The organism is Limnohabitans sp. 2KL-27 (genome assembly GCF_001269345.1).
GTDB lineage: Bacteria > Pseudomonadota > Gammaproteobacteria > Burkholderiales > Burkholderiaceae_C > Limnohabitans_A.
In genome coordinates, this window is the sequence record NZ_CXOP01000002.1 from 1597939 (window position 1) to 1611841 (window position 13903).

A 13903-nucleotide genomic window follows, 5' to 3' on the forward strand; every position below is an offset into this window, starting at 1 on the left:
CTCACCCCCGCATCAACTTCTGAATCAAATCCGCCGCCCCTGAAGCTTGGTATTTGCGCATGAGTTTCACGCGGTAGATTTCCACCGTGCGGTGGCTGATGCCCAGGGCTTTGCCGATCTCTTTGCTGGTCAGGCCGTCCATCAGGTGGGCGGCAACTTCGCGTTCGCGGGCGGTGAGTTCGGCTTTCACGGGTTTGCGGGCGGACAGGTCTTCAAAAGTCCAGATGCCGGCTTCGTGGGGTGCGTCGCGGTTCAGGGCGCGCCCGGTCACATGGCACCAAAAGGTCTCGCCCTTGAAGCGGCCGTCCACGCGCTTCATCACGCGGTCATCCGCGTACACGCCCTTGGCGTTCAGAATCGGGGTGATGCGCTGTCCGGTGCGTTCGTACTCGTCGGCGCTGGGGTAGAGCAGCTGAAAGCTTTGACCGATCAGTTGTTCGCGGTTGACCCCAAACATCTCGCACACGCGCTGGTTGCAGTCGATGATGGCGCGGTTGCGCGAGAGCACCATGCCGATGGGGGCCAGATCAAAGGCCAGGCGGTAATCGATGTCATTGTCGGGTTCAGGCATCAGGGCACACCATTACGAAAAACTACGTATTTGATTACGTAGTATCGTAGCGTTTTCATCCTCTGATTGGAGATTGGCGTGAACAAGATTTATCCTTCCGCAGCCGAGGCCTTGAAGGGCATCGTGGCTGATGGACAACTCATTGGCGTGGGCGGTTTTGGCCTGTGCGGCATTCCCGAAGCCCTGATTGCCGCCCTGCGCGACAGCGGGGTTCAGAACTTGACCGCAATTTCCAACAACGCGGGCGTCGACGACTTTGGGCTGGGCCTGCTGCTGCAAACCCGCCAGATCAAAAAAATGATCTCTTCTTATGTGGGCGAAAACAAGGAGTTCGAGCGCCAATACCTGGCCGGCGAGCTGGCTTTGGAATTCACCCCCCAGGGCACGCTGGCCGAAAAGCTGCGCGCAGGCGGCGCGGGCATCCCGGCGTTTTTCACCAAGACCGGTGTGGGCACTTTGGTGGCCGATGGCAAAGAGCTGCGCGAGTTCGACGGCGAGACCTATGTGATAGAGCGCTCTTTGGTGCCCGATGTGTCGCTGGTCAAGGCGCACCGCGCCGACAAGTCCGGCAACCTGCAGTTTCGCTACACCTCGCGCAACTTCAACCCTGCGGTGGCCATGGCCGGCAAGATCTGTGTGGTTGAGGTCGAGGAGATCGTCGAGACCGGTACCATGCACCCCGACAGCGTGCACCTGCCCGGCATTTATGTGCACCGCATTGTGCTGAACGCGACACCGGAAAAGCGCATCGAAAAACGCACCATCACTGAAAAGGCGGGAGTCTGATATGAGCTGGAATCAAGACCAAATGGCCGCCCGTGCGGCCCACGAACTGGAAGACGGTTTTTATGTGAACTTGGGCATCGGCATCCCCACGCTGGTGGCCAACTTTGTGCCTGCAGACAAAGAAGTCTGGCTGCAAAGCGAAAACGGCATGCTGGGCATTGGCCCTTTCCCGAACGAAGACGAGGTCGATGCCGACCTGATCAACGCCGGCAAGCAGACCGTGACGACCATCAAGGGCTCGTCCATCTTTGGCAGCGAGCAGTCGTTTGCCATGATCCGCGGCGGCAAGATCAACCTGTCGATCCTCGGCGCCATGCAGGTGAGCGAAAAGGGCGATCTGGCCAACTGGATGATTCCCGGCAAGATGGTCAAGGGCATGGGCGGCGCGATGGACTTGGTGGCGGGCGTCAAGCGCGTGATCATCCTGATGGAACACGTGGCCAAGAAGAAAGACGGCACCGAAGACCTGAAGATTTTGCCCAGCTGCACTTTGCCTCTGACCGGGGTCGGTGTGGTGGACCGCATCATCACCGATCTGGCTGTGATGGACGTGACGGACGCGGGTCTGAAAGTGGTGGAGCTGGCCCCTGGCGTGACGCCCGAGCAACTGCAAAGCAAGACGGGTGTGAAGCTGATCTTTTGAGCAGATTCGCACTTGGCCCCATCAAAACCGCAATTCGTTGCGGTTTTTTTATTTTTGATGTTTCTTGAATTTTTTGAATACAAAAGAAAAATAAAAAAATGCTTGTGGGTTTTTCCTTATTCAATATTGGAAAAAGTTCGTGCAAGATGGGATTTTTTTCTGGTGGCCAGAATGTCGAACCCCTCTTCAGACCGCGTCCGAGGCGAGCTGCTTAGAGAATGGCGCGTCTCTCAGCGCTGTGATGTCACCGCGCTGGCCAGCAGGGCCAATTTGTCCGTGGCCCAAATTCTCCAATTGGAGTCGGGTGGGACATCGCTGTTTTACACGCCGGCCATCAAGGAAACCGCAGCCCGCAAGGTGGCCCACTTGCTCGGGGGGGATCCCGCCTCGGTGATTCGCTCCATGGACGATACGCCTGGGGTTGGCGTTCCTTCGGTGGTGGAAGAGCTGATCGCGTTGTCGCAACAAAGAGCCCAAGCCGCGCAAGCCCCATCGGGTTTGGCTCGCCCACATCGCTGGCTGCTGGCTTGCTTGTTGACCGTGGGTTTGTTGGTGGTTGGCGCGGCTTGGTTCCAGCAGCATGGCTCGGTAGGTCGCGCCTGGCCACTGTGGCCTGCATCGACTTCCCATGGGGCCCCGCCCGCCCAGCCCGAGACTGGGCCGACAGTTGCCGCTTTGTCCTCGCCTGCACCTGCAGCGGTCGCTGCACCCGCACCCGTACCCGCACCCCTTCCGGCTGAGAAGGCGCTTGCTGCGACTGACTTGTGTCAGAAAAATCAGGCGGCTGCCGTGCTCACGCCAGCCAGCCCCAGCAAAGCGGGCGACATGGTGTACGTCGTGGCTCAAAAATCGGGGGCAATTTGCGTGATCGACGGTTCAGGCCGCAGCACCGTGTTGTCCTTGCGGTCGAGCGAAGCCCGAAGTGTCTATGGCACAGCGCCCTGGACGGTCCATTTTGAGCAGCCACAACAAGCCCAGCTTTATTTCCAGGGTGTTCGACTGCGCTTGCCGGACGCCAGCGTCACCACCGTGGCCTTGCAAGAGAGCGTCAAAAGCCCCTGAGCCTGGTGGCTTTGGGCGCAACATTTGGGGCGGTGACCAAAGATGCAGTGCCTGATCTGGCGTTGGCGGTGATCACCTGAGCACGCCGCGCTGAAAGTCCGATGCAGTGCGAATGGTCGAGGGGGAAATGCCGAAGGCCCCTTGCAGGGCCTTCTTGGATGGGGCGAAAAAGTTGGAGCGGGTGATGGGAATCGAACCCACGTTATTTGCTTGGGAAGCAAGAGTCCTACCATTGAACGACACCCGCAATGACATGGATTGTACTTGCGCTCAGGCAGCGATCGTTCCAAAAGAACTGACGCCCATGCCCCCTCGGCGGGTTTGTCGCAGGTGTGACGCGTTCCCATGCTCTCTGGGGATTTACCCGGTGGACGGGGCATCGCAGTCTGCATAAATTGAAACATCCGCAGACCGACAAGAAGGACCCCCTCATGACGATTGACAACTCCAAAGTGGAGCAGGCCCCCGAAACTGAGCGCCGCCACACCCTGCAAGGCATGGCCGGTATTTTGGCCGGCATGGCCGCTCCCGCGCTGATGAGCAGCAGCGTTTGGGCACAGAGCGCATTTCCCAACAAGCCCATCACCTTGATCGCGCCTTGGCCACCCGGTGGCAGCAGCGATGCCGTCATGCGGGCTTTTGCCGAAAGTGCCTCCCGCTCCTTGGGCGTGTCGGTCATTGTGGACAACCGGCCAGGTGCCGGTGGCACCTTGGGGGCCACTGCCATGGTCAATGCCCGTCCCGACGGCTACATGCTCACGCAACTTCCGCTGGGCGTTTACCGTTTGCCGCACATGCAAAAAATGGCCTTCGACCCGGTCAAAGACCTCACCCACATCGCTTGCCTGACCGGCTATACCTTTGGCCTGGTGGCGACGATGGACGCTCCATTCAAGACCCTCAAAGAGATGGTGGCCTATGCCAAGGCCAACCCCGGCAAAGTGGAATACGGCAGCACGGGTACAGGCACCACGCCTCACCTGGCGATCGAAGAGTTTTCACAAAAAGCGGGCATTGAGCTCAACCACATTCCCTACAAAGGTTCGGCCGAGCTGATGCAGGCGATTTTGGGCGGGCACATCCGCGTGATGAGTGGCACCACCGAATTTGCACCGCTGGTCAAAGAGGGCAAGCTGCGCTTGTTGGCCACGCTGGGGCGCAACCGCACCAAAGCATTTCCGGACATTCCCACCGTCAAAGAAAGTGGCTGGGACACGATCACCGAATCGCCGTTTGGCATTGGCGGCCCCAAAGGCATGGACCCGGCCGTGGTGCGTGTGTTGCACGATGCGTTCAAGAAAACGCTGGAAGACCCCAAGGTGCTGGAGACGCTGGACCGTTTCTTCCAGCCCGTGATTTACATGGGGACCGAGGAGTACACCCGCTACGGTGCCCGCACTTTTGAGGCCGAACGCGCCACCATTGAGCGTTTGGGCTTGGCCAGAAAGTCGTGAAAAAAGGCACCCACGGGTGCCTGGATGCGAGGCTTCAAAAGCCGTCCGCCTGGCGGGCGGCTTTTGTCCTTTCAGGCGCTCATTTCAGGATGTCACCCATGCACAGGAATTTGATTTCCACGTAGTCATCCATGCCGTGGTGTGAGCCTTCACGGCCCAGGCCCGACTGCTTGACGCCCCCAAACGGCACATGCTCGGTGGCCAATATGCCGACGTTGATGCCGACCATGCCGTACTCCAGCGCCTCGCTCACACGGAAGATGCGGCCCACGTCGCGGCTGTAGAAGTAGCTCGCCAGCCCGAATTCGGTGTTGTTGGCCGCATCCACCGCTTCTTGCTCGGTCTTGAACTTGAAGATCGGCGCAAAGGGGCCGAAGGTTTCTTCTTTCGCGCACAGCATGTCGGCCGTGGCATCGGCCACCACGGTGGGCTCAAAAAATTGGCCCGAGCCCATGCCTGACAGGCGCTTGCCCCCGACCACCACACGGCCGCCTTTGGCCACGGCGTCGTCCACATGGCGCTGCACTTTGGTCAAGGCCGCTTCTTCGATCAAGGGGCCTTGGTTCACACCGTCTTCAAAGCCGTTGCCCACTTTGGCCGTCTGCACTTTGGCCGCGAATTTTTTGACAAACTCGTCGTACACGCCTTCTTGGACATAAAAGCGGTTGGAACACACGCAGGTCTGGCCGGCGTTGCGGTATTTGCTGGCAAACGCGCCTTCCACGGCGCTGTCGATGTCGGCGTCTTCGAACACGATGAAGGGGGCGTTGCCGCCGAGTTCGAGCGACATTTTCTTGACGGTGGGCGCAGACTGCGCCATCAGGATGCGGCCCACCTCGGTGGAGCCGGTGAAGCTGATGTGGCGCACCACGTCGCTGGCGCACAAGACCTTGCCTACGGCAATCGAGTTGTCGGCGTCGGCGGTGACCATGTTGAGCACGCCTGCGGGAATGCCGGCGCGGATGGCCAACTCGGCTGCAGCCAAGGCCGTGAGGGGCGTGAGTTCGGCCGGCTTGATGATGACCGGGCAGCCCGCCGCCAGAGCCGGCGCGACTTTGCGGGTGATCATGGCCAGCGGAAAGTTCCAAGGCGTGATGGCCGCGCAGACCCCGATCGGCTGCTTGAGCACCAACAGGCGGCGGTTGTTGTCGAACTGCGGCAAGGTCTCGCCGTTGATGCGCTTGGCCTCTTCAGCGAACCACTCCACAAAGCTGGCACCGTAGGCCACTTCGCCTTTGGCTTCAGGAAATGGCTTGCCTTGTTCAGCGGTCATGATGCGGCCCAGATCGTCCTGATTGGCCATCAGCAGGTCGTACCACTTGCGCAAGATGATGCTGCGCTCTTTGGCGGTTTTGGCTTTCCAGGCCGGCCAGGCGGCGTTGGCCGCCGCGATGGCGGCTTCGGTCTCAGCTGGGCCGAGATTGGCCACAGAGGCCAACACGGCTCCCGTGGCGGGGTCGGTGATGTCAAAACGGCTGCTGCCAGCAACCCATTGCCCATTGATCAGGGCGTCGGTCTTGAGCAAACTGGGATCATTGAGCAAGGCGAGGGGCGATGTGGTCATGGTTTCAAGGTGGTCAGTGAATACCCGGCATCTGGTGGGCCGGTAAAGATGTGAACATGGCGAAAAAAATCAGAGCAGATGTGAATCTGTCCTTGTGAGATGCGCCTCTTGGACAACCAATTATGCGGCTTTCTTGTGATCTGCCGCGCGTCAGCATTCTTCAAAGTGAGGCATCGGACGGTAGAAAAACAGTAACATGGAATGTCTGAAATTTCGGGAGTTCGCGGCGTGACCATTGACCAGTCGTCCAGCCATCTGAATGGTCCAAACGCCACCACACCATCGCCTGTGTCCGGTTTGGCGTCCAAGTCTGGCATGCGTGTGCTTTTGCTCGGGGCGACCGGCACAATCGGCATGGCCACTGCACGGGCACTGCTTTTGCGTGGACACGAGGTGGTTTGTCTGGTGAGGCCGCGCCAAGGCGTGGGCGCAACGCAAGCCGATACACGTCTGTCTGAATGTCTGGCTGGGGCCACCGTGGTGCGGGGCCATGCGGCCGATCCAGAAGTTTGGAACCAACCATCTTTCACTCAAGCCCGTTTTGATGCGGTGGTCTCTTGCATGGCCTCGCGCACGGGTTCTCCTCAAGACGCGTGGCGAGTCGATCACCAGGCCCATGTGGATGCGCTGAAAGCGGCACAAGCTGCAGGTGTGCGGCATTTTGTGCAACTGTCGGCCATCTGCGTGCAAAAGCCCTTGCTGGCTTTTCAGCATGCCAAGCTGGCCTTTGAAAAAGCCCTGATTGAATCAGGCATGACCTATTCCATCGTGCGCCCAACCGCTTTTTTCAAGTCGCTGTCGGGCCAGCTCGATCGTGTCAAACAAGGCAAACCATTCTTGATTTTTGGTGACGGTCAGTTGACCGCCTGCAAGCCCATCAGCGACGACGATTTGGCCGATTTTCTGGTGGGATGCCTGGACGATGTGTCGCGGCACAACCAAATCTTGCCCATCGGGGGGCCGGGGCCTGCCATCACGCCACGGGAGCAAGGCGAGCATTTGTTTGCTTTGTTGGGAATGCCCCCTCGCTACAAGCGTGTTCCAGTGGGCCTGATGGATGTCATCGTGGGTGTGTTGAGCGTGTTGGGCAAGCTCATTCCTGCGGCTGCAAACAAGGCCGAGCTGGCCCGCATTGGGCGGTACTACGCCACCGAATCCATGTTGGTCTGGGACGCTCAGGCCCAGCGCTACGATGCGCAGGCCACCCCCTCACACGGCTCACAAACGCTTTTTGATGCTTACGCCCGATGGGTCAAAGGTGAGGTCGCGCCCGATCGCGGGGAACATGCCGTTTTTTAAGCGGGTTTGAGCAACGCGCTTCAGGGCTTCAAGACCGTGCGCTTTTCGCACGCATCAGGTGCGAAAGGCCAAACTTATAATGCACGGTTGCACTTTGAGCGAAACACCCCATGAGCCAAGCCACATTCTCTGTCTCCGACATTCGCAAGACCTTTTTGGACTTTTTTGAGTCCAAAGGGCACACCGTGGTGGCGTCCAGTCCCTTGGTGCCGGGCAACGACCCCACCTTGATGTTCACCAACTCGGGCATGGTCCAGTTCAAAGACGTGTTTTTGGGCTCGGACAAGCGCTCGTATGTGCGCGCCGCCTCGGTGCAGGCCTGCCTGCGGGCCGGTGGCAAGCACAACGATCTGGAAAACGTGGGCTACACCGCCCGCCACCACACCTTTTTCGAGATGCTGGGCAACTGGTCGTTTGGCGACTATTTCAAGCGCGAATCGCTGCAATGGGCGTGGGAGCTGTTGACCGAGGTCTACAAGCTGCCTGCCGACAAGCTGTACGCCACGGTTTACATGGAAGACGACGAGGCCCATGCGATTTGGGAGGGCATTTTCGTCAAAGCCGGCTGGACGCCTGAGCGCATCCAAGCAGAAAACCGCATCATCCGCATTGGCGACAACAAGGGCGGCCGCTACAAGTCAGACAACTTCTGGATGATGGCCGACACCGGCCCTTGCGGCCCGTGCTCCGAGATTTTTTATGACCACGGCGCGCACATTCCCGGCGGCCCACCCGGCAGCCCCGACGAAGACGGCGACCGTTTCATCGAGATCTGGAACAACGTGTTCATGCAGTTCAACATGGACGAAACCGGCGCGGTGACGCCGCTGCCCGCGCCATGCGTGGACACCGGCATGGGCCTGGAGCGCTTGGCCGCCATCTTGCAGCATGTTCACAGCAACTACGAAATCGACATTTTTGATGCGCTGATCAAGGCCGCTTCCCGCGAAACCGGCTGCGCCGACCTGAGCAACAAATCTTTGCGCGTGATCGCCGACCACATCCGCGCCACCGCGTTTTTGGTGAGCGACGGCGTGGTGCCCAGCAACGAAGGCCGGGGTTATGTGCAGCGCCGCATCATCCGCCGCGCCATCCGCCATGGGTACTTGCTCGGCAAAAAGACCCCGTTTTTCCACAAACTGGTGCCCGATCTGGTCCAGCTCATGGGGGATGCCTACCCCAACCTGGCCAACCAGGCCGAGCGCATCACCGACATCTTGCGCATCGAGGAAGAGCGCTTCTTTGAGACGCTGGAAACCGGCATGCAGATTCTGGATGCCGCATTGGCCGGTGGCGTGAAAGTGCTGCCCGGCGAGGTGGCCTTCAAGCTGCACGACACCTATGGCTTTCCGCTCGACCTGTCGGCCGACGTGTGCCGCGAGCGCGGTTTGAGCGTGGACGAAGCGGGCTTCGCCACCGCCATGGAAAAGCAAAAAGCCCAGGCCCGCGCGGCCGGCAAGTTCAAGATGGACAAGGCGCTGGAGTACACCGGTGCAGGCAACGACTTTGTGGGCTACGACGACCTGACAGCCCATGCCAAAGTGCTGGCCTTGTACGCTGACGGCAACGCCGTGACCGAGCTGAAGGCTGGGCAGGCTGGCGTGGTGGTGCTGGACACCACACCGTTTTACGCCGAGTCCGGCGGCCAAGTGGGCGACCAAGGCCTGCTGCACAACGCTGGCGGCCAGTTCAACGTGGCCGACACCCTCAAGATCAAGGCCGATGTGTTTGGCCACCATGGCGAAATGACATCGGGCAGCCTCAAAGTGGGCGATGCGGTGCAGGCGCATGTGGACTTGGGCCTGCGTGCTGCCACCGTGAGCAACCACAGTGCCACCCACCTGATGCACAAAGCCCTGCGCGAGGTGCTGGGCAGCCATGTGCAGCAAAAGGGCAGCTTGGTCAACGCCGAGCGCACCCGTTTTGACTTTGCGCACAACGCGCCCGTGACCGACGCCGAGATCCGTCAGATCGAAGCCCAGGTCAACGCCGAAATTTTGGCCAACGCCGCCGCGCAAGCGCGTGTGATGGACATCGAAAGCGCCCAGAAAACGGGCGCCATGATGCTGTTTGGCGAGAAATACGGCGAGACCGTGCGCGTGCTCGACATCGGCTCCAGCCGTGAGCTTTGCGGCGGCACCCACGTCAAAGCCACGGGCGACATTGGCCTGTTCAAAATCGTGAGCGAAGGCGGCGTGGCCGCTGGCGTGCGCCGCATCGAGGCGGTGACCGGTGCGAATGCCTTGGCTTATCTGCAGTCACTCGAAGACACCGTGAGCCAAGCCGCAGGCACGCTCAAAGCCCAACCGGCCGAGTTGAACGCCCGCATCGCCCAAGTGCTGGACCAGGTCAAGGCGCTGGAAAAAGAACTGGCTGCCGCCAAAGGCAAGCTGGCTTCTGCCCAGGGTGACGAGCTGATGACCCAAGCCGTGGACATCAAGGGTGTCAAGCTCTTGGTGGCTCAGCTGGAAGGTGCGGACGCCAAGACCCTGCGCGACACGGTGGACAAGCTCAAAGACAAGCTGAAAACCGCCGTGATCTTGCTCACCGCTGTGGACGGTGAGAAGGTGCAGATTGCAGCGGGCGTGACCGCCGACACCACAGGCAAAGTCAAGGCGGGCGAGTTGGCCAGCTTTGTGGCTGGGCAAGTGGGCGGCAAAGGTGGCGGCAAGCCCGACATGGCGATGGCCGGTGGCACCCATCCTGCGGCATTGCCTGCTGCGATGGCCAGTGTGCAGGCCTGGGTGACCGAGCGGGTCTGATGGGCTGATAAAAGGCATCTCCCTTCACTGGGAGGTGCCTTTTTTTTGGGCCGATTGGACCAGGCCGAGGCCAAGCTCAGAGCAAAAGTTCTTGGCGAGTGGTGAACTGACGGGCTTGCCCCGACAGTGGGTCGGTGAACTCGACTGAATGGGCCAGCAGCTGCAGGGGCTGTCCGAAGTCTTCAGGCGCATGGGGCCCCCGCAAAACCTGGGGGTAAAACTGGTCACCCTCTATCGGCATGCCCATGGCCATCATGTGCACGCGCAACTGGTGGCGTTTGCCCGAGACGGGCTCGAGCTGGTACAGCGCACGGGATCCCTGGGCCTGCAGCAGGGCGATGCGGGTTTCGCTGTTGGGCTCACCCTCGACTTCGCGCATCTTGAAAAAATGCGCCGGGTCTTCGGCCAGGCGGCTGGTGTGCACACGCGGCAGTGGCAGCTCGGGGCGGTGCGCGGCCACAGCCTGGTAAATCTTGTGAATGCGGTGGTCGCGAAACAGGCCGTGGTAAGCATCGCGTTCGCGCAGCCGCTTGCCAAACAGCACCAAGCCTGCCGTTTCGCGGTCAATGCGGTGCAAGGGCACCAGCTCGGCCTGACCGCTCAGGCGCTTGAGCTGCACCAGCAGGCATTGCTGCACATAGGGGCCCGATGGGGTCACGGGCATGAAATGCGGCTTGTCCGCGACCAGCAGGTGATCGTCTTCGTACACCACCGCCGCTTGCCGGGGCAGTGGGGGCTCGTCGCGCACGTTGCGGTAATAAAAAAAACGCTGACCCGCCAGACAGGGCTGATCGGCTTGGGCGCTTTGCCCGCTTTCTTGCAGCACCAGCCCTTGTTCCAGACGGAGCGCCCATTCACTGCGCGGGATGCCGGGCATGCGCTGCACCAAAAAGTCCAGCAGGCTAGGCCAATGGCCAGCTGGCACGGCCACCACACTGGCGCTCACGCCCTCGTGCATCGGCATTTGGGCAACGCGTCCCGAACGGGTCATGTCAGATCCGGCGGAACACCAGGTCCCACACGCCGTGACCGAGTTTCAGGCCCCGGTTTTCAAACTTGGTCAGTGGTCGGTAATCGGGCTTGGTGGCAAAGCCGTCGCCGGCATCGCTGGTGTTGGCCAGCAAGGGCTCGGCGCGCATTACGCCCATCATCTGTTCAGAGTACGGCTGCCAGTCGGTGGCCAGGTGCAGGTAGCCGCCGGGCTTGATGTGCTGGGCCAGGCGCTGGATAAAGGGCGACTGGATCAGGCGGCGCTTGTGGTGGCGGCTCTTGTGCCATGGGTCCGGAAAGAAGATGTGCACGCCGTCCAAGCTGTCCGGGCCCAGCATGTGGTCCATGACCTCGATGGCATCGTGCTGCACGATGCGGATGTTGCCGATGTGTTCTTCGCCACAACGCTTGAGCAAGGCGCCCACACCGGGCTCGTGCACCTCGCAGCACAAAAAATTGTCGTTCGGACGCACCTGCGCGATCTTGGCCGTGGCGTCGCCCATGCCAAAACCAATTTCCAAAATCAGCGGGGCAGGGCGCCCGAAGGCCGACTGCACATCCAGCCTCTGGGCGCTGTAAGGCACCAAAAACTGGGGGCCGAATTGCTCAAACGCCCGGACTTGGCCTGAGCCCATGCGCCCGGCCCGCAGCACATAGGTTTTGATTTGACGCATGAAGGGGGCCTCTTTGGCTTCTGGGGCTTCAGCGGCCGGGGCGGTCTTGGTGTCTTCAGGCGTCGTCATGGGCGTGCAGTGGGTGTGTGCAAAGCCTGTGATTATCGGGGTGTTCGGCCCAGTGCCGTCCACTCATCGAGCGCATGCGCTGGGGTGGTTTGCGCGGGCACGGCAGGCAGATCCAGCACAAGCGCTGCAGCATTCAGCGCGGACATCGCGGCCTGTGGCGTTTGCAAATCCAGCGCCAGCGCCCCGTTTTGCTTGCTGAGCTTTTCGCCATGCGCGCCCAGCACCAGGGGCGTGTGCAGGTACTGCGGGGTGGGCAAGCCCAAGGCGGCTTGCAACACGATTTGCCTGGCGGTGTTGTCGGTCAGGTCTTGGCCACGCACCACATGCGTGATGCCTTGCGCGGCGTCGTCCACCACCACGGCCAGTTGGTAAGCCCACAAGCCGTCGGCGCGGCGCAGCACAAAGTCGCCCACTTCTTCGCTCACGTTTTGCTGTTGCGGTCCCAGGCGGCGGTCAGACCAATGTGTGACGGCGTTCAGGCCCAAGGCTTGTTGCACGGCCTGCACATTCAGCCGCCAGGCGCGGGCGGGTTTGCCTTTGAGGCCCTGCCGGCAAGTGCCAGGGTAAAAGGCGGCGCTGTGCCGGCTCACCGCTTGGGCAGATTCAATTTCTTTGCGCGAACAGCCGCAGGGGTAGGCCCAGCCTTGCTGGACCAGGCTTTGCAGTGCAGCGGCATACACATGCGCACGTTGGCTTTGCCACAGCACGGGGCTGTCGGGGGTCAAGCCACAGCTGGCCAATTGCTGCAGGATAGCCTGGTCAGCCCCGGGCACGCAGCGGGGTGTGTCCACGTCTTCGATGCGCACGAGCCACTGCCCGCCGTGGGTGCGGGCATCGAGCCAGCTGGCCAAGGCCGCGACCAGCGAGCCTGCATGCAAAAGGCCGGTTGGCGAGGGCGCAAACCGGCCTGTGTAAACCTCAGGCATGCCGTGTCAGCGTTTTTGGAGCACCGCCAAAGCCAGTTCCAGGCCCGACACAAACGCGTCTTCGACCCGGTGGCCCAAGCACCAGTCGCCGCACAGTCCAATGCCTTGGGTTTTGGACCACAAGAAGCTTTGGCCCAAAGGCTGCGCTGTTTTGGCGTACAGCCAACGGTGCACTTCGGCATGGGCCGGGGTGGCGCGGATGCCGGTGATCTCGGCAAATGCTTTGATCAGTTTGCCGGTGATGCGTTCGGCCGAGTCGTTGACGTGTTCGGCAGACCAAGGGGCGCTGGCTTGCACGGTCCAGCGCTCGATGCGTTCGCGCCCGGGTTTGGACGATTCGCGGGCCATCCAGGCGATGCGGTGGTGCGTGCTGCGGGCGGCATTCCATTGTGGGCCGATGGTGATCAAACCCGGTTGCACAGCCTGCGGATAAGCCAGCATCAGCGTCCAGCAAGGGTCGACACGCACCTCTTTGAGAGGATCGGCCAAGTTGCTCAGGCCGGAGGTCTTGAGCAAGGTGACCGCTTGGGCAGGCGGGATGGCCAAAATGACTTTGTCGAAACCGGCATAGATGTGTTGTCCACCGTCATCGCCTTCGGTGTGCAATTGCCAGCCGTTTTTCTTCAGGGGGTCCGCGCTGATCTGGGTGACCCGGGTTTGCAGCTGGACATTGCCGTCTTCCACTAAGGGGGCGGCCCAGGCTTTGACCAGGCCGTTCATGCCGGGCGTGGCCACCCAGTGGCGCTCACCGCCGGGCAGGCCGGCCTCGATCACGCGGCCATTGGGGTCCAGCACGCGCACCGCGTTGGCGCTCCAGGGTTTGCACACGCCGGGCGCGGTGGCGATGGCCAGCTCGAAACGCGGATCGCGCACCGTGAAGTACTGCGCCCCATGGTCAAAGCTGCCAAACGCGCTGGCGCGGGTGGACATGCGGCCGCCGAGGCCACGGCTTTTGTCGAACAAAGTGACGTTGTGCCCAGCTTGGCGCAAGGTGCGTGCACAAGTGACGCCGGCCATGCCGACGCCGATGATGGCGATGTGTTGTGTGGTCATGCAGCCACTTTAGCCCAGAAAAGCCGCGCGATGTGGCGTGGGTGGGTTAT

12 protein-coding genes and 1 tRNA gene are annotated in these 13903 nt (G+C 61.1%); 6 read left to right on the forward strand and 7 right to left on the reverse strand.

The features are described 5' to 3' along the window. Position 1 precedes the first annotated feature (1 nt). Complete coding sequence (locus tag LHAB_RS10535; protein ID WP_090046089.1) at positions 2-571, reverse strand: PAS and helix-turn-helix domain-containing protein; 570 nt, start codon at positions 569-571, stop codon at positions 2-4. 78 nt (positions 572-649) lie between these two features. On the opposite strand from LHAB_RS10535, the gene LHAB_RS10540 reads away from it, so the two are divergent. The 3 genes from LHAB_RS10540 to LHAB_RS10550 all read left to right on the forward strand — a co-directional run bounded on the left by LHAB_RS10540 (position 650) and on the right by LHAB_RS10550 (position 3062). After that, positions 650-1357 carry a CoA transferase subunit A gene (locus LHAB_RS10540; protein WP_090047902.1) on the forward strand — a complete coding sequence of 236 codons (708 nt, stop codon included), beginning with the start codon at positions 650-652 and terminating at the stop codon, positions 1355-1357. A 1-nt stretch (position 1358) separates the two neighbouring features. After that, a complete protein-coding gene (locus LHAB_RS10545) occupies positions 1359-2000 on the forward strand; it encodes a CoA transferase subunit B (RefSeq protein ID WP_090046091.1) in 642 nt (213 codons plus the stop codon). Between the two features lie 276 nt (positions 2001-2276). Then, positions 2277-3062 (forward strand): hypothetical protein, encoded by a 786-nt coding sequence (locus LHAB_RS10550; protein ID WP_090046094.1) that lies wholly within the window; start codon positions 2277-2279, stop codon positions 3060-3062. Between the two features lie 173 nt (positions 3063-3235). On the opposite strand, the gene LHAB_RS10555 is transcribed toward LHAB_RS10550, so the two are convergent. Beyond that, positions 3236-3309: transfer RNA gene (locus LHAB_RS10555), tRNA-Gly, on the reverse strand. Positions 3310-3493: 184 nt separating this feature from the next. Here LHAB_RS10555 and LHAB_RS10560 point away from each other — a divergent pair. Further along, entirely contained in the window at positions 3494-4516 is a 1023-nt protein-coding gene (locus LHAB_RS10560) for a tripartite tricarboxylate transporter substrate binding protein (protein ID WP_090046097.1), read from the forward strand. Positions 4517-4595: 79 nt separating this feature from the next. Here LHAB_RS10560 and LHAB_RS10565 read toward each other — a convergent pair whose 3' ends face one another. After that, complete coding sequence (locus LHAB_RS10565; RefSeq protein ID WP_090046100.1) at positions 4596-6080, reverse strand: NAD-dependent succinate-semialdehyde dehydrogenase; 1485 nt, start codon at positions 6078-6080, stop codon at positions 4596-4598. A gap of 201 nt (positions 6081-6281) precedes the next feature. Here LHAB_RS10565 and LHAB_RS10570 point away from each other — a divergent pair, with 201 nt between their 5' ends. Together LHAB_RS10570 and alaS are read left to right on the forward strand one after the other, a co-directional pair. After that, positions 6282-7379: an NAD(P)H-binding protein gene (locus LHAB_RS10570; RefSeq protein WP_228763411.1), complete on the forward strand. Its 1098-nt coding sequence runs from the start codon at positions 6282-6284 to the stop codon at positions 7377-7379. A 110-nt stretch (positions 7380-7489) separates the two neighbouring features. Continuing rightward, positions 7490-10141, forward strand: coding sequence for an alanine--tRNA ligase (gene alaS / locus LHAB_RS10575; RefSeq protein ID WP_090046102.1), 2652 nt, complete (start codon positions 7490-7492; stop codon positions 10139-10141). A gap of 76 nt (positions 10142-10217) precedes the next feature. On the opposite strand, the gene LHAB_RS10580 is transcribed toward alaS, so the two are convergent. Genes LHAB_RS10580 through LHAB_RS10595 form a run of 4 tightly spaced genes read right to left on the reverse strand, consistent with a single transcriptional unit; the run spans position 10218 to position 13853 of the window. Further along, a complete protein-coding gene (locus LHAB_RS10580) occupies positions 10218-11132 on the reverse strand; it encodes a pseudouridine synthase (protein WP_090046104.1) in 915 nt (304 codons plus the stop codon). A 1-nt stretch (position 11133) separates the two neighbouring features. After that, positions 11134-11874, reverse strand: coding sequence for a tRNA (guanosine(46)-N7)-methyltransferase TrmB (gene trmB, locus LHAB_RS10585; protein WP_090046106.1), 741 nt, complete (start codon positions 11872-11874; stop codon positions 11134-11136). A 32-nt stretch (positions 11875-11906) separates the two neighbouring features. After that, positions 11907-12800 carry a tRNA glutamyl-Q(34) synthetase GluQRS gene (gluQRS, locus tag LHAB_RS10590; RefSeq protein WP_090046109.1) on the reverse strand — a complete coding sequence of 298 codons (894 nt, stop codon included), beginning with the start codon at positions 12798-12800 and terminating at the stop codon, positions 11907-11909. Positions 12801-12806: 6 nt separating this feature from the next. After that, positions 12807-13853, reverse strand: a complete 1047-nt coding sequence (locus LHAB_RS10595) for an NAD(P)/FAD-dependent oxidoreductase (protein WP_090046112.1) — start codon at positions 13851-13853, stop codon at positions 12807-12809. Positions 13854-13903: the final 50 nt, after the last annotated feature.